At 68.2% G+C, this 16,957-nt stretch carries 18 protein-coding genes and 1 riboswitch; of the genes, 4 read left to right on the forward strand and 14 right to left on the reverse strand.

Annotated elements, in window-relative coordinates; all coding sequences use genetic code 11:
* The first annotated feature begins 17 nt into the window (after positions 1 to 17).
* Positions 18 to 788 (forward strand): alpha/beta hydrolase family protein, encoded by a 771-nt coding sequence (locus tag AB4Y91_RS11085; protein WP_441418518.1) that lies wholly within the window; start codon positions 18 to 20, stop codon positions 786 to 788.
* Here AB4Y91_RS11085 and AB4Y91_RS11090 read toward each other — a convergent pair.
* The 11 genes from AB4Y91_RS11090 to glyA all read right to left on the reverse strand — a co-directional run bounded on the left by AB4Y91_RS11090 (position 745) and on the right by glyA (position 10,660).
* Positions 745 to 1,908, reverse strand: a complete 1,164-nt coding sequence (locus AB4Y91_RS11090) for a YihY/virulence factor BrkB family protein (protein ID WP_441418519.1) — start codon at positions 1,906 to 1,908, stop codon at positions 745 to 747. The genes AB4Y91_RS11085 and AB4Y91_RS11090 overlap by 44 nt on opposite strands.
* Positions 1,853 to 2,530, reverse strand: a complete 678-nt coding sequence (locus tag AB4Y91_RS11095; RefSeq protein ID WP_441418520.1) for a 2'-5' RNA ligase family protein — start codon at positions 2,528 to 2,530, stop codon at positions 1,853 to 1,855. Before AB4Y91_RS11095 ends, AB4Y91_RS11090 begins: the two co-directional genes overlap by 56 nt.
* Before the next feature lie 4 nt (positions 2,531 to 2,534).
* The gene (gene trpS, locus AB4Y91_RS11100; protein ID WP_441418521.1) at positions 2,535 to 3,656 is read right to left on the reverse strand and encodes a tryptophan--tRNA ligase; all 1,122 of its coding nucleotides are present in this window, start codon (positions 3,654 to 3,656) and stop codon (positions 2,535 to 2,537) included.
* Positions 3,657 to 3,672: 16 nt separating this feature from the next.
* Positions 3,673 to 4,506, reverse strand: coding sequence for an exodeoxyribonuclease III (locus AB4Y91_RS11105; protein ID WP_441418522.1), 834 nt, complete (start codon positions 4,504 to 4,506; stop codon positions 3,673 to 3,675).
* Between the two features lie 10 nt (positions 4,507 to 4,516).
* Positions 4,517 to 5,089, reverse strand: a complete 573-nt coding sequence (locus AB4Y91_RS11110; protein WP_441418523.1) for a hypothetical protein — start codon at positions 5,087 to 5,089, stop codon at positions 4,517 to 4,519.
* 87 nt (positions 5,090 to 5,176) lie between these two features.
* Positions 5,177 to 5,533, reverse strand: coding sequence for a VOC family protein (locus AB4Y91_RS11115; protein WP_441418524.1), 357 nt, complete (start codon positions 5,531 to 5,533; stop codon positions 5,177 to 5,179).
* A gap of 40 nt (positions 5,534 to 5,573) precedes the next feature.
* Positions 5,574 to 6,434 (reverse strand): ABC transporter permease, encoded by an 861-nt coding sequence (locus AB4Y91_RS11120; RefSeq protein WP_441418525.1) that lies wholly within the window; start codon positions 6,432 to 6,434, stop codon positions 5,574 to 5,576.
* On the reverse strand, positions 6,431 to 7,297 hold the full coding sequence (locus tag AB4Y91_RS11125; protein WP_441418526.1) for an ABC transporter permease: 867 nt from the start codon (positions 7,295 to 7,297) through the stop codon (positions 6,431 to 6,433). Before AB4Y91_RS11125 ends, AB4Y91_RS11120 begins: the two co-directional genes overlap by 4 nt.
* Positions 7,290 to 8,240, reverse strand: coding sequence for an ABC transporter ATP-binding protein (locus tag AB4Y91_RS11130; protein WP_441418527.1), 951 nt, complete (start codon positions 8,238 to 8,240; stop codon positions 7,290 to 7,292). The genes AB4Y91_RS11125 and AB4Y91_RS11130 overlap by 8 nt, the downstream gene beginning before the upstream one ends.
* Before the next feature lie 172 nt (positions 8,241 to 8,412).
* Positions 8,413 to 9,354, reverse strand: coding sequence for a bifunctional methylenetetrahydrofolate dehydrogenase/methenyltetrahydrofolate cyclohydrolase (locus AB4Y91_RS11135; RefSeq protein ID WP_441418528.1), 942 nt, complete (start codon positions 9,352 to 9,354; stop codon positions 8,413 to 8,415).
* 4 nt (positions 9,355 to 9,358) lie between these two features.
* The gene (glyA, locus tag AB4Y91_RS11140; protein ID WP_441418529.1) at positions 9,359 to 10,660 is read right to left on the reverse strand and encodes a serine hydroxymethyltransferase; all 1,302 of its coding nucleotides are present in this window, start codon (positions 10,658 to 10,660) and stop codon (positions 9,359 to 9,361) included.
* 171 nt (positions 10,661 to 10,831) lie between these two features.
* Positions 10,832 to 10,917, reverse strand: a riboswitch (ZMP/ZTP riboswitch).
* Positions 10,918 to 10,948: 31 nt separating this feature from the next.
* Here glyA and purU point away from each other — a divergent pair.
* Complete coding sequence (gene purU, locus AB4Y91_RS11145) at positions 10,949 to 11,809, forward strand: formyltetrahydrofolate deformylase (protein ID WP_441418530.1); 861 nt, start codon at positions 10,949 to 10,951, stop codon at positions 11,807 to 11,809.
* Positions 11,810 to 11,875: 66 nt separating this feature from the next.
* The gene (locus tag AB4Y91_RS11150; RefSeq protein ID WP_441418531.1) at positions 11,876 to 12,289 is read left to right on the forward strand and encodes a class I SAM-dependent methyltransferase; all 414 of its coding nucleotides are present in this window, start codon (positions 11,876 to 11,878) and stop codon (positions 12,287 to 12,289) included.
* A 91-nt stretch (positions 12,290 to 12,380) separates the two neighbouring features.
* On the opposite strand, the gene AB4Y91_RS11155 is transcribed toward AB4Y91_RS11150, so the two are convergent.
* Entirely contained in the window at positions 12,381 to 12,869 is a 489-nt protein-coding gene (locus AB4Y91_RS11155; protein ID WP_441418532.1) for a DUF2231 domain-containing protein, read from the reverse strand.
* Between the two features lie 106 nt (positions 12,870 to 12,975).
* On the opposite strand from AB4Y91_RS11155, the gene AB4Y91_RS11160 reads away from it, so the two are divergent.
* On the forward strand, positions 12,976 to 13,494 hold the full coding sequence (locus tag AB4Y91_RS11160; protein WP_441418533.1) for a gamma carbonic anhydrase family protein: 519 nt from the start codon (positions 12,976 to 12,978) through the stop codon (positions 13,492 to 13,494).
* A gap of 76 nt (positions 13,495 to 13,570) precedes the next feature.
* Here AB4Y91_RS11160 and AB4Y91_RS11165 read toward each other — a convergent pair whose 3' ends face one another.
* Both AB4Y91_RS11165 and AB4Y91_RS11170 read right to left on the reverse strand, forming a co-directional pair.
* Entirely contained in the window at positions 13,571 to 15,295 is a 1,725-nt protein-coding gene (locus AB4Y91_RS11165; protein ID WP_441418534.1) for a flavin monoamine oxidase family protein, read from the reverse strand.
* Positions 15,292 to 16,830, reverse strand: coding sequence for an amino acid permease (locus AB4Y91_RS11170; RefSeq protein WP_441418535.1), 1,539 nt, complete (start codon positions 16,828 to 16,830; stop codon positions 15,292 to 15,294). Before AB4Y91_RS11170 ends, AB4Y91_RS11165 begins: the two co-directional genes overlap by 4 nt.
* Positions 16,831 to 16,957 lie beyond the last annotated feature (127 nt).

Below are 16,957 nucleotides of genomic sequence, written 5' to 3' on the forward strand. Positions count from 1 at the left end.
TAAATGAAAGGGCCCCCGTGTCCCGCTCCGAAAAAGTGTCCTTCGAAGGTTCCACCGGCGAGCTGCTCTCCGGCGTAATCGACCTCCCCGAGGGTCCGATAAAAGGCTGGGGCGTGTTCTCCCACGGCTTCACGCTGGGCAAGGACAGCCCCTCGGCCTCACGGATGTGCAAGGCGCTGGCGGACAACGGGGTGGGCATGCTCCGCTTCGACAATCTCGGCCTGGGCGAGTCCGCGGGGCTCTGGTCCGAGGGGTCCTTCAGCCACAAGGTGGCGGACACCGTCCGGGCGGCCGAGTTCATGCGCGACTCCGGCCGCGCCGTCTCGCTGCTCGTGGGTCACTCGTTCGGCGGGGCCGCGGTGCTGGCGGCCGCAGGCAGCATCCCGGAACTCGACGCCGTCGCCACGGTAGGGGCACCGTTCTCGCCCAAGCACGTCGCGCATGTCTTTGACGCCGCGCTGGACCGCATCCTGAGCGAGGGCAGCGCCGAGGTGGACCTCGGCGGCAAGCGGGTGGAGATCCGCCGGCATTTCGTCGAGGACCTGGAAAACGCGGACCTGACCGATTGCATTCGGCGGCTGCACAAGCCCCTGATGGTGCTGCACTCCCCCACCGACAACACGGTGGGCATCGACAATGCCAGCAGCATCTTCCAGACCGCGCGGCACCCGCGCAGCTTCGTCTCGCTCGAGGGCTCCGACCACCTGCTCACCGGCAAGGGCCAGGCAGCCCGCGCCGCCAGGATTATTTCGGCGTGGGCCGATCAGTACCTCGACGCCGGAAGCTAGCCGCCGGGCGGCGTCTCTCCCGCTGCTCGGCCGGCGTCTTCCCGGGCTGGACCTGGCGCGCTCCCCAGCCGGCAGTCCTGGCGGACGGGGCGGTTGTGACGTCCTCTTCGCGGATCGCTGACCACGCGGCCGAGACGAGGTAGACCTGGCTGACCAGGTTGAACCAGATGAGCAGGCCGATGATGATGGCGAAAGGCGCGAGGATAGGGTTCCGGCCGGCGCTGGCGAGGAGTTCGGCGCTGAAGATCTGCAGGACGCTGGTGCCCACCGCGGCCAGGATGGTGCCTTCCAGCAGGGCCCGGCGCTGCAGTTTGAGCCCGCCGGCGAGCCGGAACATGATCAGCGCGGTCACCCAGCCCAGAACCAGCGGCACCGCGATCTTGATGGACGTGGTCAGCGGGCCGGCCACCAGCGGGTCCAGGTGGAGCTGTTCGGCCACCCAGCCGGCGGCGGTGCCGAACACGAGCGAGGCACCGGCGCTGATCACCAGGGCGACACCGAGAAGCAGCAGGGTGCCGGTGTCGCGCAGTTTCAACAGGACCGGGTTGACCTTGAGCGGGGGAAGCCGCAGCACGCCGCGCAGGCCGTCACGCAGGCCGGCAATCCAGCCCAGCGAGGTCACCACGGTGACGACGGCGGCGATCACCGCCGTCCAGCCGAGGCCGCTGGGGTTCAGCAGCTCCTGCGGGTCCACCAGCCCCTCCCGGCCGCCGACCTTGAGCAGTCCGGGGGCACTGGTGGCGACGCTGCCGACGACCTTGTCCAGCAGCGCCGGCTGGCCGCGCAGCAACAGCCCGGCGATCGAAAAGCCGGTGGCCAGCAGGCCGGTGATGGAGAAGAACATGTTGAAGCCGATGCCGGCGCTCATCAGCGGGCCGTGCTGCAGGTTGTAATGCCGGAAGGCCCGCATCGGCCGGAACACGTTGAGCCGGGCGAGCAGCCACTGGACCATGGCCAGCGGCGCGGCCAGGCCTCCGCCGGCGGAGCGCCGAGCCTTGCCCCAGTCCACCCTTTTCCGGATGACTTCCAGCCTCAGCTGGGCGAGGTCGGTGGGAAGCGGAGGTTCAGCGGGCGCCTGTTGCGCCGGCCGCGCCTCGGTGGTCGTCAGGTTCGGTGCCAAAGTCAAGCTCTTCCCGTAGCTGCCAGATGCCGTTGTCGTCGTGCTCGTAAAGTCCCATGCTAGCCACCGGGAAGCTGGCCCTGTAATTCTTCAGCGCCGTCTCGGCCTCGTCGAGGCTTTCCGGGGCCACGTCGTGGGCCACGGTGACGTGCGGGTGGTAGGCAAACGGCAGTTCGCGCTCCAGCGGCCCGGTCTGGAGCTGCTGGTGCAGCCTGACGCACTCGCCGAAACCGGCCTCGACGTTCAGGTAGACCACCGGCGATACCGGGCGGAAGGACCCGGTGCCGGCGATCGTCACGGTGAACGGCTCTTGCCCCCGCGCCACCTCGCGGACGTGGTTGCGGGTTGCTTCCCAGTCCTGCGTCATGGTGGTGGTGACCAGGGTGATGTGCGCCGGTATGGACGCGGCCATCGGGTCCCCGAAGGAGGCCCGCCAACGCTGCAGTTCCTCGGCGATCTCCCGCGGGAAACCGAGGATGACGCCGATGCTGATGCCCTCATCCGGGGTCTGTCCGTTGCCGGCCGCCGCACTTTGGTGGGGTGCGGCGCCTGAACCCTTGCGTGCGCTGTGGTGGACGGCGCGCCCGGTGTCGTTGGCGGTGACTTTGCTGGCAGAGGACATTGCGCTAGTGGACTCCCCGTGCTCCGGCGTAGGGCAGGAAGCCGACCTTGGCGTAGACGTCCCGGAGGGTGACCGAGGCGATCTCCCGGGCTTTGTCCGCGCCCAGGGCGAGCAGCCGGTCCAGCTCCGCAGGATCGTCCAGCAGCTGGTTCGCCCGGTCCCGGATCGGGCTCAGGTGTTCCGTGACCACCTCGGCGAGGTCCACCTTGAGGTGGCCGTACATCTTGCCCTCATACGCGGCGACGAGTTGCTCCACGCTCTGCCCGCTGATGGCCGAGTAGATCGTCAGCAGGTTGGAGACGCCGGGCTTGTTCTCGCGGTCGAAGCGGATTTCGGTTTCCGCGTCCGTCACGGCGGATTTGATCCGCTTGGCGATCACCTTGGGGTCGTCCAGCAGGTTGATCAGGCCGGCCGGCGACTCCGCGGACTTCGACATCTTCGCCGTCGGGTGCTGCAGGTCGTAGATCTTGGCCGACTCCTTCTGGATGAAGGGCTGGGGCACCGTGAAGGTCTCACCGAAGCGGGTGTTGAAGCGCTGCGCGAGGTCGCGGCTCAGCTCCACGTGCTGGCGCTGGTCCTCCCCCACCGGCACGCCGTGCGGCTGGTAGAGCAGGATGTCCGCGGCCTGCAGGATCGGGTAGGTGAAGAGTCCGACGCTGGCCTGGTCCGAGCCCTGTTTCAGGGCCTTGTCCTTGAACTGGGTCATCCGGGAGGCCTCGCCGAAGCCGGTGATGCAGTTGAGCACCCAGGCCAGCTGGGCGTGTTCCGGGACCTGGGACTGGACGAAGAGCGTGCACTTGTCCACGTCGACGCCGCCGGCAATGTACTGCGCGGCGGTGACGCGGGTGCGGTGGGCCAGCTCGGCAGGATCCTGCGGCACCGTGATCGCGTGCAGGTCCGGGATGAAGAAGACGGCGTCGTATTCGTCCTGCATCCTGACCCAGTTGACGAGGGCACCGAGGTAGTTGCCGAGGTGCAGCGAGTCGGCGGAGGGCTGCATGCCGGAGAGAATGCGGTGCCTGGCACCGGGAACCGCCGGAGCCTGTCCGGCGGGTGAGACGACGGCGTCCAGTGCGACGCCGGCGTCGACGCCGGCCAGAGTCGACGCGTTTGAAGGAGAGGTCATGGGAGGAACCTTAAGACTAGAGCCGGTAGTCCACTACCAGCGGGGCGTGGTCGGAGAAGCGTGTGTCCCAGGACGGCGCCCGGTCAACAACTGCTGACACCGCCGCGGCGGCGAGAGCGGGCGTGGCCATGTGGTAATCAATGCGCCAGCCGGTGTCGTTGTCGAAGGCCTGTCCCCTCTGCGACCACCAAGTGTAGGGGCCGTCGACGCTACCCGCCAGGCCCCTGTGAACATCCTTCCAGCCGATTTCCTCGCCGAAGAAGCGGTCGAAGTAGGCACGCTCCTCGGGCAGGAAGCCGGCACGTTTGACGTTGCCCTTCCAGTTCTTGATGTCCAGCTCGGTGTGGCCGACGTTGAGGTCGCCCACCACCAGGGCATGGTCGCTGTGCTTGGCCAGCTCCGGCAGCCGGTTTGCCATCACGTCCAGGAAACGGAACTTGTCATCCTGCTTCGGGGTGCCGGCCTCGCCGGAGTGCACGTAGGCGCTGGCCACGGTCAGCTGCGAGGCCTGGCCCGCGGCGTCGCGGACAATGTAGTCGGCTTCCACCCAGCGGCCAGCCGTCGCGAAGTAGTCGTCGCCGATGCCGGAACGGGTGGCGACGGGCTCGGTGCGGGAGGCAATGGCGACGCCGGCCCGGCCTTTGGCCTCGGCCTCGGCGTGCAGGATGTGCCAGCCCTCGCCGAGGAGCTCGTGGACGATCGCATCAGGCGCGCGCACTTCCTGGAGGCAGAGGATATCGACCTCACGCGGCGCCAGCCATTCCGCCATGCCTTTTTTGTAGGCGGCGCGGAGGCCGTTGACGTTAACCGATGCGATGCGAAGGTGGTCCTTCTTCAATGCCGAGCTCACCCGTTCCACTCTAGTCGATGATGGTTCCGTGGACCGGCTGGTCGGTGCCATCCGCGGACTTGATCATGTCCCGTGCATTGGTGGCCGTGATCTCGATGGTTTCCAGCGCCCGGCGAATGGTGTCCTGGTCTGCGGCGCCGCCCTTGGCCTGTTCCTGCTCCACCACGCGGACCTGCACCTGGACAATCTTGAAGGAGTGGTCCAGCTTCATGTCGCGGACCTCGTCCGCTCCGCGGCGGTCGCCGACAAGGCGGGTGCCGCCGTGGTCGGCGCTGCCGGACGACGGCGCCCGGCCCACCGCGGAGTTGAACGCGTTCTGCGCCTCGTTCAGCTTGGCGCCGGCTTTCTTGGCAGCCCGCTGGATGCTGAACACCACGAACGACGCCAGAGCGAGCCAAAAGGCGGCGATGACCGCGACAACCCAGCCCACGACGTCGTTCTGGTTCGCCGCGAAGATGACGGCCACCAGGAACGCGATGATGAAGACCGTCATCCCGAGACCGCCGATGCGGAACATCGAGAATTTTCCGGTGGCCGCGTTGAACGCGGACGGCTTGGCAGAAGGGTTGTCCAGAGATCGCATGTGCCTATTATCGCAAACCGGCCGGACCCGGGGTTGCGCTTCCACCCCGGGCGAACGGCGCGGGGGAACTACGCCGTCACTTCGCCGTCAGGACAGCACCAGGCAAAACGGGTGCCCGCTGGGGTCCGAGTAGACCCGGAAGGACTCTCCGCCGGCGAACAGGTTCGTGGCGCCGAGCTTCAGCACCTCGTCCTCCGCGGCGTCGAGGTCCCCCACCATCACGTCCACGTGCATCTGCTGCGGGTGGTCCGCGTCCGGCCACTGCGGCCGGACCAGCCGCTGGACCCGCTGGAAAGCGAGCGCGGGGCGGTCGGCCGCGTCGCCGATCGTGATCCAGTCCGCATCCTCGTCCACCCGGACCATGCCGAGCAGCTGCTGGTAGAAGGTCGCGGCCGTGTCCGGCTGCTCGCAGTCGATGACGAGGGCGTGCCATTTGCCGATCATGGGGTTCTCCTTTGCGCCGGGCCTGTGACGACCGGTTGTGTCACTTCAGGAACAGTTTGCGGAGCCGGCCGGTGGTCAACGCCACGCCGAGCACGATCATGGCGAGGTAGTAGCCGATGTGCACCGCGGTGGCGGGGGTGAACACGCCGACGCTGATCTGGCGCAGCAGCTCCACCCCGTGCCACAGCGGCATCGCCTGGATCAGCCACTGGATCCACTGCGGGTACACGCTCAACGGGTAGAAGGTGGCGCTGAAGAGGAACATCGGCAGCATCACGAAGTTGATCCAGTCCATCTGCTGGAAGGTCTTCATGAAGCTGGTGATGCCCATGCCGAAGCTCGCGAAACCGAACGCGATCAGCACCGACGCCGGGATCATCAGGATGGCCCACGGCGTGGTGATCAGGCCCATCACGCCCATCACGGCGGTGAAGCCGGTGGCGTACATGAGTCCGCGGAGCAGGGCGAGGAAAATTTCGCCCATCGCGACGTCGATCGGTCCCAGGGAGGTGTAGAGCATGCCCTGGTACAGCTTCGCGAAGTTCATCTTGAAGAAAACGTTCCAGGTGGAGTCGTAGACGGCGCCGTTCATCGCCGAGACCGCCAGCAGGGCCGGGGCGATGTAGGCCGCGTACGAGATCTGCTGCCCGCCGGGACCCTGAACCGCGCCGACGATCGCGCCCAGCCCCACGCCCATCGAGATCAGGTACAGCACCGGTTCGAAGAATCCGGAGACCATGACCATCCAGTTGCTGCTCTTGGTGGCCATCAGCCCGCGGGCGACGACGGCGCGCACGTTGCGCGAGTAAAGCGGCCCGAAGCGGCGGTTGCGGGCGGCCTCGGTGACGCTCTGGCCGCCCGCCTGGTTTCCCGGATCGCGGTGTCCGGCGAGCACGCTCATGATGCCATCCTTTTGGCGAACTGGCGCCGGGTCAGGACCCAGCCGAGAACGGCGAGGCCGAGCAGGAAGACGACGTGGACCACGGTGAGCAGCGGCGCTTCCTGATAGCCGTAGCTGAAGACGCGGCCCAGTTCGGTGCCATGCCAGATCGGCGAGATCCAGCCGATCCAGCGGACCGCCAGGGGCAGGGTGTCCAGCGGGAAGAAGGTCCCGGAGAAAAGGAACAGCGGCATCACAATGAAGCGCATGACCATGGCGAACTGGCCCCTGTCGTTCTTGATGGTGGCCGCGTAGGCCATCAGCGGCAGACCGAAGGACAGCCCGGCCAGCGTGGCCACCAGGATCGAGACCCAGCCCCAGGCGCCCGGGGACGCACCGAAGAGTGCGACGACGCCGAAGTAGATGGCGGACTGCAGCACGAACCGCACCGTGACGGCAATGATCTGCCCGGCCGCGATCTGCTCCGGGGTCAGCGGCGAGGCGTGCGGACCGTAGTAGACCCGGCGCCATTTGAAGCCGTCCAACACCGGGAAGGTGAACTCGTTGGCGGCGGTCATCACGGCGGCGGAAATTAGCAGGGCGGGCGCGATGAAGGCCAGGTAGCTGACGCCGCCGAAGGCCGCCGTGGAGTTCGTGTCCACCAGCGTGGCCAGGCCCACGCCCATGGCGAAGAGGTAGGCCACCGGCTGGCCGACGCCGTACATGACGATGGTCCAGCCGTAGCCCTTCATGACCCGCAGGACCTGCTCGGCGTAGTAGAAGGCGCCCCAGCGGCGGGCGCGGGCTGCCGAGACGGCCGGCGAATGAGCGCGCAGGGCGGGCGGTGCCGTCGTCCCCGCCGCGGCGTTAATTGAATTAGTCAACGAGGCTCCGGCCGGTCAGGCGCAGGAAGACGTCTTCCAGCGAGGAACGGCGGACCAGCGAGGTGACCGGGTGCAGTCCCCGGGCGGACACCTGCTCCAGGGCGGCCTCGCCGTCATGGGCGTAAATGAGCACGCGGTCCGGCAGGGTCTCGATCCGTTCGCCGATGCCTTCGAGCTCGGAGCCGACCGTGGCGTTGCGCTCGGAGCCGAAGCGCAGCTCCAGGACTTCGCGGGTGGAGTATTCGCGGATCAGGCTCGCCGGGGACCCTTCGGCCATGATTTTGCCCTTGTCCACCACGATCAGGCGGTCGCAGAGCTGCTCGGCCTCGTCCATGTAGTGGGTGGTGAGGATCAGGGTGACGCCCTGCTCTTTGAGCCGGAACAGCCGGTCCCAGAGGATGTGCCGGGCCTGCGGGTCAAGCCCGGTGGTGGGCTCGTCCAGGAGCAGGATCCGCGGTTCGTTGATCAGGGAACGGGCGATCGTGAGGCGGCGCTTCATGCCCCCGGAGAGCGCGTCGACCTTGGATTTGGCCTTGTCCGTCAGCTGCGCGAACTCGAGCAGTTCGTCCGCCTTGGGTTTGAGGTAGCTCATCGGCAGGCCGAAGTAGCGGCCGTAGACCAGCAGATTGTCCCGGACCTTCAGTTCCTCATCCAGGTTGTCCTGCTGCGGCACCACGCCGAGGTGGGCGCGGACTTCGGGGCCGTGCTGCTCCGGGTCCAGGCCCATGATGCTGAGGCTGCCGGAGGTGCGCTGCGAAACTCCGCCGATCATCTTCATGGTGGTGGACTTGCCGGCGCCGTTGGGCCCGAGCAGTCCGAAGGCTTCGCCGGCGGGCACGCGGAAGGAGATGCCGTCGACGGCGGTGATGTCACCGTACTTCTTGGTGAGGTTTTCGGCGGTAATGACGTACTGGGGAGAGCCCGATCCTTCGGGGCTGCTCACAGGGGATTCTTTCGAGACAAGTTCAGACACCCGAAACACGGTAGTCGATCCCGGCAAACTATGAAAGAGTCTCTTCGTAAAATATTCCAGACGTTTGCCAATCCGTGATGTCCGGCTTAAACGGCCAGGGCGCCCGCTCCCGAAGGAGGGGCGCCCTGCGCGCTCAGTACGCCTAGGCGGCGGGCCCGCTTGCCAGCTGGCGTTCCGCGGTTTCCACCACGTTGGCCAGCAGCATGGCGCGGGTCATCGGCCCCACTCCCCCGGGGTTCGGCGACAGCCAGGCGGCGACGTCGGCCGCGGCAGGCTCGACATCCCCGGTCACCACGGCCTTGCCGGTGCCGTCGTCGACGCGGCTGACGCCGACGTCGAGCACGATGGCGCCGGGCTTGAGGTCCTCTGCCTTGATCATGTGCGGCTGGCCGGCCGCAGCGATCACGACGTCGGCCTGCCGGAGTTCGGCGGGCAGGTCCACGGTGCCGGTGTGGGCCAGGATGACGGTGGCGTTGACGTCCTTGCGGGTGAGCAGGAGGCCCACCGGGCGGCCGATCGTGACACCGCGGCCCACCACGAGGACGCGTTTGCCGTTGAGGTCGATGCCGTGCCGGGTCAGGAGTTCCACGCAGCCCTTGGGCGTGCAGGGCAGCGGGGACTTCATGGGCCCGCTGACGTTAGCCACGAGCCGGCCCAGATTCATCGGGTGCAGGCCGTCGGCGTCTTTCTCCGGATCCATGGCCTCCAGGATGACGTCCTGGTCAATGTGCGCCGGCAGCGGCAGCTGGACGATGTAGCCCGTGCATTCCGGGTTCTCATTGAGCTCCCGCACCACGGCCAGCAGCTCCTCCTGGCTGGTCTCTTCCGGCAGGTCGCGGCGGATCGAGGTGATCCCCACCTCGGCGCAGTCCTTGTGTTTGCCGCCCACGTACCAGGTGCTGCCCGGGTCGGAGCCGACCAGGATGGTGCCGAGGCCCGGAACGATCCCATGCGTCTTCAGCGCGGCGACGCGTTCGGTAAGCTCGGCCTTGATCGCGGCCGCGGTCGCCTTGCCGTCCAGGACCCGGGCGGTGTTCGCCTGCGTCGGTGCGGAGCCTGCGGGGACAGAGTCAGTGGCGGTCATCGGATCACCACTGCTCGTGCTGCGGGTACAGCGGGAAGTCCTCGGCAAGCTTGTCCACGCGGGTTTGGAGCGCTTCGACGTCGGTCGCGGAACCCGCCTTGAGCGCGGTGGCGATGATCTCCGCGACCTCGGTGAATTCCTTGGCGCCGAAGCCTCGGGTGGCCAGGGCCGGAGTGCCGATGCGCAGGCCCGAGGTGACCATCGGCGGGCGCGGGTCGAAGGGAACGGCGTTTCGGTTGACCGTGATGCCGACCGAGTGCAGGAGGTCCTCAGCCTGCTGTCCGTCCAGCTGGGAGTTGCGCAGGTCCACGAGGACCAGGTGCACGTCGGTGCCTCCGGTCAGCACGGAGACTCCGGCGTCGGAGAGATCGGACTGGTTCAGGCGGTCGGCGATGATCCGGGCGCCCTCCAGCACACGCTCCTGGCGCTCCTTGAATTCTTCCGTGCCGGCGATCTTGAAGGCGACGGCCTTCGCGGCGATGACGTGCATCAGCGGTCCGCCCTGCTGGCCGGGGAAGACGTTGGAGTTGATCTTCTTCGCCCACTCCTGCTTGGCCAGGATCACGCCGGAGCGGGGACCGGCGAGGGTCTTGTGCACGGTGGAGGTGACGACGTCGGAGTGCGGGACCGGGCTCGGGTGCAGTCCCGCGGCCACCAGGCCGGCGAAGTGCGCCATGTCGGTCCAGAGCAGCGCGCCGACCTCGTCGGCGATCGAGCGGAAGGCCGCGAAGTCGAGGTGGCGGGGGTAGGCCGACCAGCCGGCGATAATGACCTTGGGCTTCTCGGCGATGGCCTGCGCGCGGAGCTTGTCCATGTCGATCCGGAAGTTGTCTTCCTCGACCTGGTAGGCGGCGACCTCGTACAGTTTGCCGGAGAAGTTCAGCTTCATTCCGTGGGTGAGGTGGCCGCCGTGGGCCAGCGAGAGGCCCAGGATCTTATCTCCCGGGGTGATCATGGCGGAGAGCGCTGCGGCGTTGGCCTGCGCACCGGAGTGCGGCTGGACGTTGGCGAACTCGGCGCCGAAAAGCTCCTTGACGCGGTCGATCGCGAGCTGCTCGGCGATGTCGACGTACTCGCAGCCGCCGTAGTAGCGGCGTCCCGGGTAGCCCTCGGCGTACTTGTTGGTCAGGACGGAACCCTGTGCCTCCATCACGGCGCGCGGCGCGAAGTTCTCGGAGGCGATCATTTCCAGGGTGCCGCGCTGGCGGCCGAGCTCCTGGGCCAGGACGGCGGCAATTTCGGGGTCGAGTTCAGCGAGCGGCTGGTTGCTCACGGCTGCTGAGGAAAGGCTAAGGGAAGTAGTCACGAAGAACTCCTGGCTTGGCAACGGTCACTGCTTTAAGGTCAGGTTACCGGCTGGCCCGCCGCGGCGCCGCTAAATTACGGGCACCCGAAACGGGGCCCATACTGCAGGCGCAGCACCCTGAGGGGATGCCGTCGGCGGGACGGCAGCGTGGCTGCCGTCCGGAAAAACATGACCCTCGGCCCAGGCGTACGATCCGTGGTCTGCGTGCGTGCCGCTCCCTGGTGGTTAGCCACCCAACGCCAGTTGCGACGGGTCCAGACTATCCCAGCCGCGGGTAGGCTGTCTTTCGTGACTGAAGACCAGCTGACTGCCTCCTACGTTCTGACCCTCTCCTGCCCGGACCGCCCCGGGATCGTGCACGCCGTGGCCGGCGCCCTCCTCGTGGCCGGCTGCAATATTACGGACTCGCAGCAGTACGGCAGCCAGGGCACCGGAACGTTCTTCATGCGGGTCGAGGCGACGACGGCGGCCGCGCCGGCCGAGTTGCACGCCGCGCTTGAACCGGTGGCCCAGGCCTTCGGCATGCAATGGAGCCTTAACCCGGCCGGGCGGAAGGTCCGTACCCTGCTGATGGCGAGCACCTCGGCGCACTGCCTCAATGACCTGCTGTTCCTGCAGCGTTCCGGCACCCTGCCGATCGAGATCCCGGCTATCGTCTCAAACCACCGGGATCTCGCGGGCCTGGCCGAGTTCTACGGCATCCCGTTCCACCACATCCCCGTCACCCGCGAGACCAAGGTCGAGGCCGAGGACGCGCTGCGGAAGCTCATGGCCGAGCACGACATCGAGCTCACGGTGCTGGCCCGGTACATGCAGATCCTCTCCGACGAGCTGTGCACGGAGCTCACCGGCAAGGCCATCAACATCCACCATTCCTTCCTGCCGTCCTTCAAGGGCGCCAAGCCGTACCACCAGGCCCATGCCCGCGGCGTGAAGCTTATTGGCGCCACGGCTCACTACGTCACCGCAGCCCTGGACGAGGGGCCGATCATCGAGCAGGAAGTCATCCGGGTGGACCACCGGCGCACCGCCGAGCAGTTTGTCCAGATGGGCCGCGACGTCGAGGGCCGCACGCTCGCCCAGGCCGTCCAGTGGCACGCCGAGCACCGGGTGCTGCTGGACGGCAACCGGACCGTTGTTTTCAGCTAAGGCCGTCCAGCTAAGGGCGTTCAGCCAGGGCTTGTCTTCACTCCGGCTCCGCCCTTAACTGGAGCCATGGCATCAACGCGGCAGGACAATCTCTCCGGTTTTCTCGCCCTCCTCAAGGCCGAGGGCCGGCGGGGCGTGCTGGGCCTGGACTGCGGCTCCGGCGCGGACGGGCTGCTCTTTGTCCGCGCCGGGATCCACTTCACCGGCGTGGACGCCTCCGAGGAGAACATCCATGCCGCCCGGGCCAGGGGGCTCTCCGCCTCCGTCGCGACCGGCCGTGCGCTGCCCTTTGCCGATGCAGCCTTCCCCGCCGTCTGGGCGGTGGACGCGCTGGCGGGATCGCCGCCGTCGGAGTGGGACGACGTCGTCCGTGAGCTGCGGCGGGTGGCGGAACCCGGGGCGCCGGTCGCCGTCGTCGTGCCCGAACCCGGGCACCCCGGCCTCGGACGCGGCTTCACGGTCCTCCGCTCCCCCGCCTGAGCAGCGCCCCCGGCGTCTCCAGCACACGCTCCCGCACGTGTGGCGGGAGCGTTCCGCCGATTTCCGCCGGATCCGCGGGAGCGTCTGTCTGTCAGGGGCGTCGGACGCTGCGCATGTAGCCGCCCAGGAAGCCGCCCGCAACCAGCAGGACGGCGCCCACCCGTGCCAGGCGCACGCCCAGCCGGTGGCGGTCCTTGCGCCGCGCGCGCCAAGACGCCAGGAAGAGCAGCGTCGCAGCGAGGTTGGAGGCGGCATGGACGACGCCGACGCGCCGCGTGGCTGGGTCGGCCCGCGCCCATTCCGCCCAGCCGCTGAGTCCGGTCGGCGCCGCTGCGAGGAGGCCGAGGCCCACCAGCCGGCGGGCGGCGCGTCGGCTGCCCTCGTCCGGAAAGAGGTCCAGGAAGATCGCCATGAACCACGCCCCGAAGGGTACATCGGTGAGGATCACGTGCGGCGGGATGCCGGTGGCGTCGCCGCGGAAGAAGCGCCGGAGCCGGGCGTCGGCGATCAGGCGGGAGGCCAGCGGCTCCGCGGCCCGGACGGCCGGGTCGAGCACATCGGCGCCTTCCAAACGTTTCATCAACTGCAGGAACATCTCGGCCACCTCCAGGGGTGTGCGTTGGAATGGCCCCGATACTACTCAGCGCCGCCCTGCCCGCAAGAGGCCGGTGTCCTAGGCTGGAGGCATGAGTCCCGTTTACGCTTTCGCCGGTGACACCCCGGCCGTCCACGAATCCGCCTTCGTTGCCCCGAGCGCCTCGGTGATTGGCAGGGCCACGCTGGCAGAGAACTCCAGCGCCTTCTACGGCGTCTCGGTCCGGGCCGACACCGCCGCGATCACCGTGGGTGCCGGCACCAACCTGCAGGACAACGTCGTGCTGCACGCGGACCCGGACTTCCCCTGCACCATTGGCGCCCGGGTCAGTGTCGGCCACAGCGCCGTGGTGCACGGCTGCACGGTCGAGGACGACTGCCTGATCGGCATGAGCGCCACCATCCTGAACGGCGCGGTGATCGGCGCCGGCTCGCTCGTGGCCGCCGGCGCGGTGGTCCTGGAAGGCACCGTGGTGCCGCCCCGGTCACTCGTCGCAGGGGTGCCGGCGAAGGTCCGCCGCGAACTGAGCGATGAGGAGTTCGAGGGCGTCAAGCACAACGCCGCCCACTACCAGGAGCTAGCCCGCGCCCACCGCGAACTGCACGCCTGACCGCCCGGGTGCCAGCGCGGGGGCTGGACCCGGGCCGTTCAGTCCGTTCAGTCCGGACCCACTCCGTCCAGTCCGTTCAGTCCAGGGCGATCGGGCCCAGTTCGGAGAGCAGCTCTCCCGGTCCCGGGTTCCCCGGGGCGCTCCGGCCGCCGAGATGGTTGACCACGCCCCAGACCGCGTTCAAACCGGTGGTGACGGCACCCTCCGCCCAGCCGGCGGTGAAGGAAATGTCGTCGCCGGCGAGGAAGATGCCGCGCTGTTCGGCGGCCAGGGCATCCTGCTTGAAGTGGGTGAAGAGCCGCTGCTGGTAGCGGTAGTGCCCCGGCAGGTTGGCTTTGAACGCGCCCATGAAGTTGGGGTCGGCCTCCCATGAGACGGTGATCGGCTGGCCAACGATGTGGCTGGCAATGTCGACGCCCGGGTAGATCTGCTCGAGCGAGTGCAGCATGAGCTTCACGCGTTCTTCGGCATCGAGTGCCAGCCACTTCAGCGCGTCGTCGTTCCAGGTGTAGGACAGCAGGATCACGGCCGGCTGGTCCGGGCCGTTGTCCAGCAGGTACGTGGCCCGGTTCAGCCGGTCGGTCAGCGTCATGGACAGGACCTCACGGCCGCTCTCCGCGTCGATGTCCTTCCAGAACGGCCGGTCGACCATGACGAAGGTCTTGGAGGACTGCATGTAGTGCGAGCGCTCGATCGCGGTCCACAGCTGCGCCGGAAACAGGGACTCGTCCGTGTGGATGCGCGTCGACAGCAGCCACGACTGGCACGTGGTCACCACCGCCGGGTACGCCGCCTCGCGTCCCCAGCGTTCCCGGACCCGGAAGTCCCCGTCGCCGTCCCGCGCGATGCGGTCCACGGCGCCCCGCGGGGCGCCGGCGTGCAGGGAAGCCAGGGAGGTGCCGTCCGGCCAGTGGGCCATGCCCGACGGCGCGTGCTCCCACAGCGCCTCGGGGAGCCGCTGCGCGCCGCCGGCGATGAGCCGGTGCTGATCATCGGCGTCGGTGTAGACCACCCGAAGGATTTCGAGGATGGAGTTGGGGAAGTCGGTGTCCCAGCCGCCGGTGCCGAAGCCCACCTGGCCGAACGCCTCGCGGTGGGCGAAGCCGGCCTGCTTGAAGGCGTCGCTGCCGGCGATGAAGCCGTAGAACGTCTGCTCGTCCAGTTCGGGGAGCAGCGCGTTCCACAGCTCCTTGATTCGGGCCGTGTCCCGGGCCCGGATGGCCTCCTGCATGTCGGCGAACGCGGCGCCGTCGTTCACGGCCGCCTTCCAGGCGTCCGCCACCTCAAGGAAGAACGGCGGCAGGTCCGCGGCGGTCTCGGCGTAGTACTTCTGGCCCGCGAGCTCGATCACGGTGCTGGAGGTCGCCGGCGCCAGCGGATTCGGGAACTCCTGGGTCTGCAGGCCGAGGAGGTCGACGTAGTGGTAGAAAGCCTTGCCCGAGACCGGGAAACGCATGCCGCCGAGGTCCGCCACGACGCCGGGGGCGGACGGGAAACTGGCCGTCCTCAGCCGGCCGCCGATCCGGTCGGCCTCATAGACCACCGGCCGCAGGCCCAGCTTCATCAGCTCGTAGGCGGTCACCAACCCGGACAGGCCGGCCCCGACGACGGCGACTTCGGTCCCGTACAGTTCGGGCGGCACGGAGCCCAAGCCGTCCGGGTGGGCCAGGTAGTGGTCGTAGCTGAACGGGAAATCCGGATTCAGCATGGTGATGGGCGCCGCGGGCGCTCCGTCCCCGGCCGGGACATGAGCCGGGGTGGAAGCCGGACCGGGCGGCGGCAGTTCGGTGGCGGTGGTCATGAGATCTCTGCCTTCACTTCCTGGGTTGGGGTGGTGTTTGCGGGTTGGCGGCCGGATAGTTCACGGTATTCCTCGTGGCTCAGGGCTGCCACCCTGGAATTCTTCCGGCCGTAGCCGAAGTAGGCGGCAAGGCCCACGAGCATCCAGGCAGCGAAGACCGCCCAGGTCTCGGCACCGAGGTTGGCCATCAGGTAGGCGCACATGATGGCGCCGAGGACCGGTGTCAGCGGAAAGAGCGGGACGCGGAAACTGCGGGTGAGTTCCGGCCGGCTGCGCCGCAGGTGGATGACGGCCACGTTGACCAGCGCGAACGCGAAGAGGGTGCCGATGCTGGTGGCATCCGCGAGGGCGCCGAGCGGCACCAGGCCGGCGGTCAGCGCGACGGCGGTGCCCACGATCAGGGTTCCGGCAACCGGGGTCCCGGTCCGGGCCGAGACCCGGCCGAAGACCTTGGGAACGAGGCCGTCGCGGGACATGGACAGCAGGATCCGGGTCTGTCCGTAGAGGACGGTCAGCACGATGCTGGCGATGGCGAGCACGGCGCCGACGGCGAACAGCACACCGACCCACGGCTGGCCGGTGATTTCCTCCAGGATTTTCACGAGCGCCGCTTCGGTGCCGTCGAACCAGCCCCAGGGCCGGGCGCCGATCGCGGCGACGGCCACCAGCACGTAGATGCTGGTGACGATCAGCATGGAGAGCAGGATGGCCCGCGGAAGGTCGCGCTTGGGATCGCGGGCTTCCTCGCCCGCCGTGGAGGCGGCGTCGAAGCCGATGTAGGAGAAGAAGACCCGGGAGGCAGCGGCCGAGACTCCGGCGGCGCCCATTGGCATCAGGGGTTCGAAGTGCCCGCCGTTGAAGGCGGTGAAGGCCACGGCGCAGAAGAACAGCAGGATGCCGACCTTGACCAGGACGATCGCGGTGTTGATCCAGGCGCTTTCCTTGGCGCCGCGGACCAGGAGCACCATGGCCAGGACGACTATGACGATCGCGGGCAGGTTCAGCACGCCGCCTGCTCCCGGCGGCTGCGAAACAGTGTCCGGAAGCGTCAGGCCGAAGACAGCCAGGGCCTCGTTGACGTACTGGCCCGCACCGACCGCGACGGCGGCCACGGAGACAGCGTATTCGAGCACCAGGCACCAGCCGCAGATCCAGGCCATGCCCTCGCCCATCGTGGCGTACGTGTAGGAGTAGCTTGACCCGGCGGCGGGCACCAGGCCGGCCATCTCCGCGTACGACACGGCCGAGAGCAAGGCCGCCAAGCCGGCGATGGCAAAGGAGATCCAGATGGCCGGGCCGGCCAGCGGGACCGATTCGCCCAGGATCACCAGGATGCCCGTGCCGAGTGTGGCGCCGACGCTGATCATGGTCAGCTGCAACACACCGAAGCTGCGGACCAGCCGCGTGCCGCCGTGCCCGGTTTCGGCCTCGCGGACCAGTTGTCCGATCGGCTTGCGGCGCAGGAGCTGGGCGGCGAGCCCGGGGCGGCTGGCGGCGGCCGGTGGGCGTTCCCCGAGCAGAGTTGGCACAGTCATCGTTGACGTCCTTATCTTCAGTAGTGGTCGGTTTCCCCAGACCAACCCTAGGGCTGTGAGCCACCTCTCACCGTTGTGCAAAATGACCTATAGTCTTCAGTCATGAGACATATTGCACCGGGACACG

It is taken from the genome of Arthrobacter sp. YAF16 (assembly GCF_052113385.1).
Lineage (GTDB): Bacteria > Actinomycetota > Actinomycetes > Actinomycetales > Micrococcaceae > Arthrobacter.

Bases quoted from the DNA above. Each gene is read 5' to 3' on its own strand.
- AB4Y91_RS11160 (WP_441418533.1), top strand. From the start codon at position 12,976: ATGAGTCCCGTTTACGCTTTCGCCGGTGACACCCCGGCCGTCCACGAA.
- trpS (WP_441418521.1), bottom strand. From the start codon at position 3,656: ATGACCTCTCCTTCAAACGCGTCGACTCTGGCCGGCGTCGACGCCGGC.
- AB4Y91_RS11115 (WP_441418524.1), bottom strand. From the start codon at position 5,533: ATGATCGGCAAATGGCACGCCCTCGTCATCGACTGCGAGCAGCCGGAC.
- AB4Y91_RS11120 (WP_441418525.1), bottom strand. From the start codon at position 6,434: ATGAGCGTGCTCGCCGGACACCGCGATCCGGGAAACCAGGCGGGCGGC.
- AB4Y91_RS11150 (WP_441418531.1), top strand. From the start codon at position 11,876: ATGGCATCAACGCGGCAGGACAATCTCTCCGGTTTTCTCGCCCTCCTC.
- AB4Y91_RS11165 (WP_441418534.1), bottom strand. From the start codon at position 15,295: ATGACCACCGCCACCGAACTGCCGCCGCCCGGTCCGGCTTCCACCCCG.
- AB4Y91_RS11135 (WP_441418528.1), bottom strand. From the start codon at position 9,354: ATGACCGCCACTGACTCTGTCCCCGCAGGCTCCGCACCGACGCAGGCG.
- AB4Y91_RS11095 (WP_441418520.1), bottom strand. From the start codon at position 2,530: ATGTCCTCTGCCAGCAAAGTCACCGCCAACGACACCGGGCGCGCCGTC.
- AB4Y91_RS11155 (WP_441418532.1), bottom strand. From the start codon at position 12,869: ATGAAACGTTTGGAAGGCGCCGATGTGCTCGACCCGGCCGTCCGGGCC.
- AB4Y91_RS11170 (WP_441418535.1), bottom strand. From the start codon at position 16,830: ATGACTGTGCCAACTCTGCTCGGGGAACGCCCACCGGCCGCCGCCAGC.
- AB4Y91_RS11110 (WP_441418523.1), bottom strand. From the start codon at position 5,089: ATGCGATCTCTGGACAACCCTTCTGCCAAGCCGTCCGCGTTCAACGCG.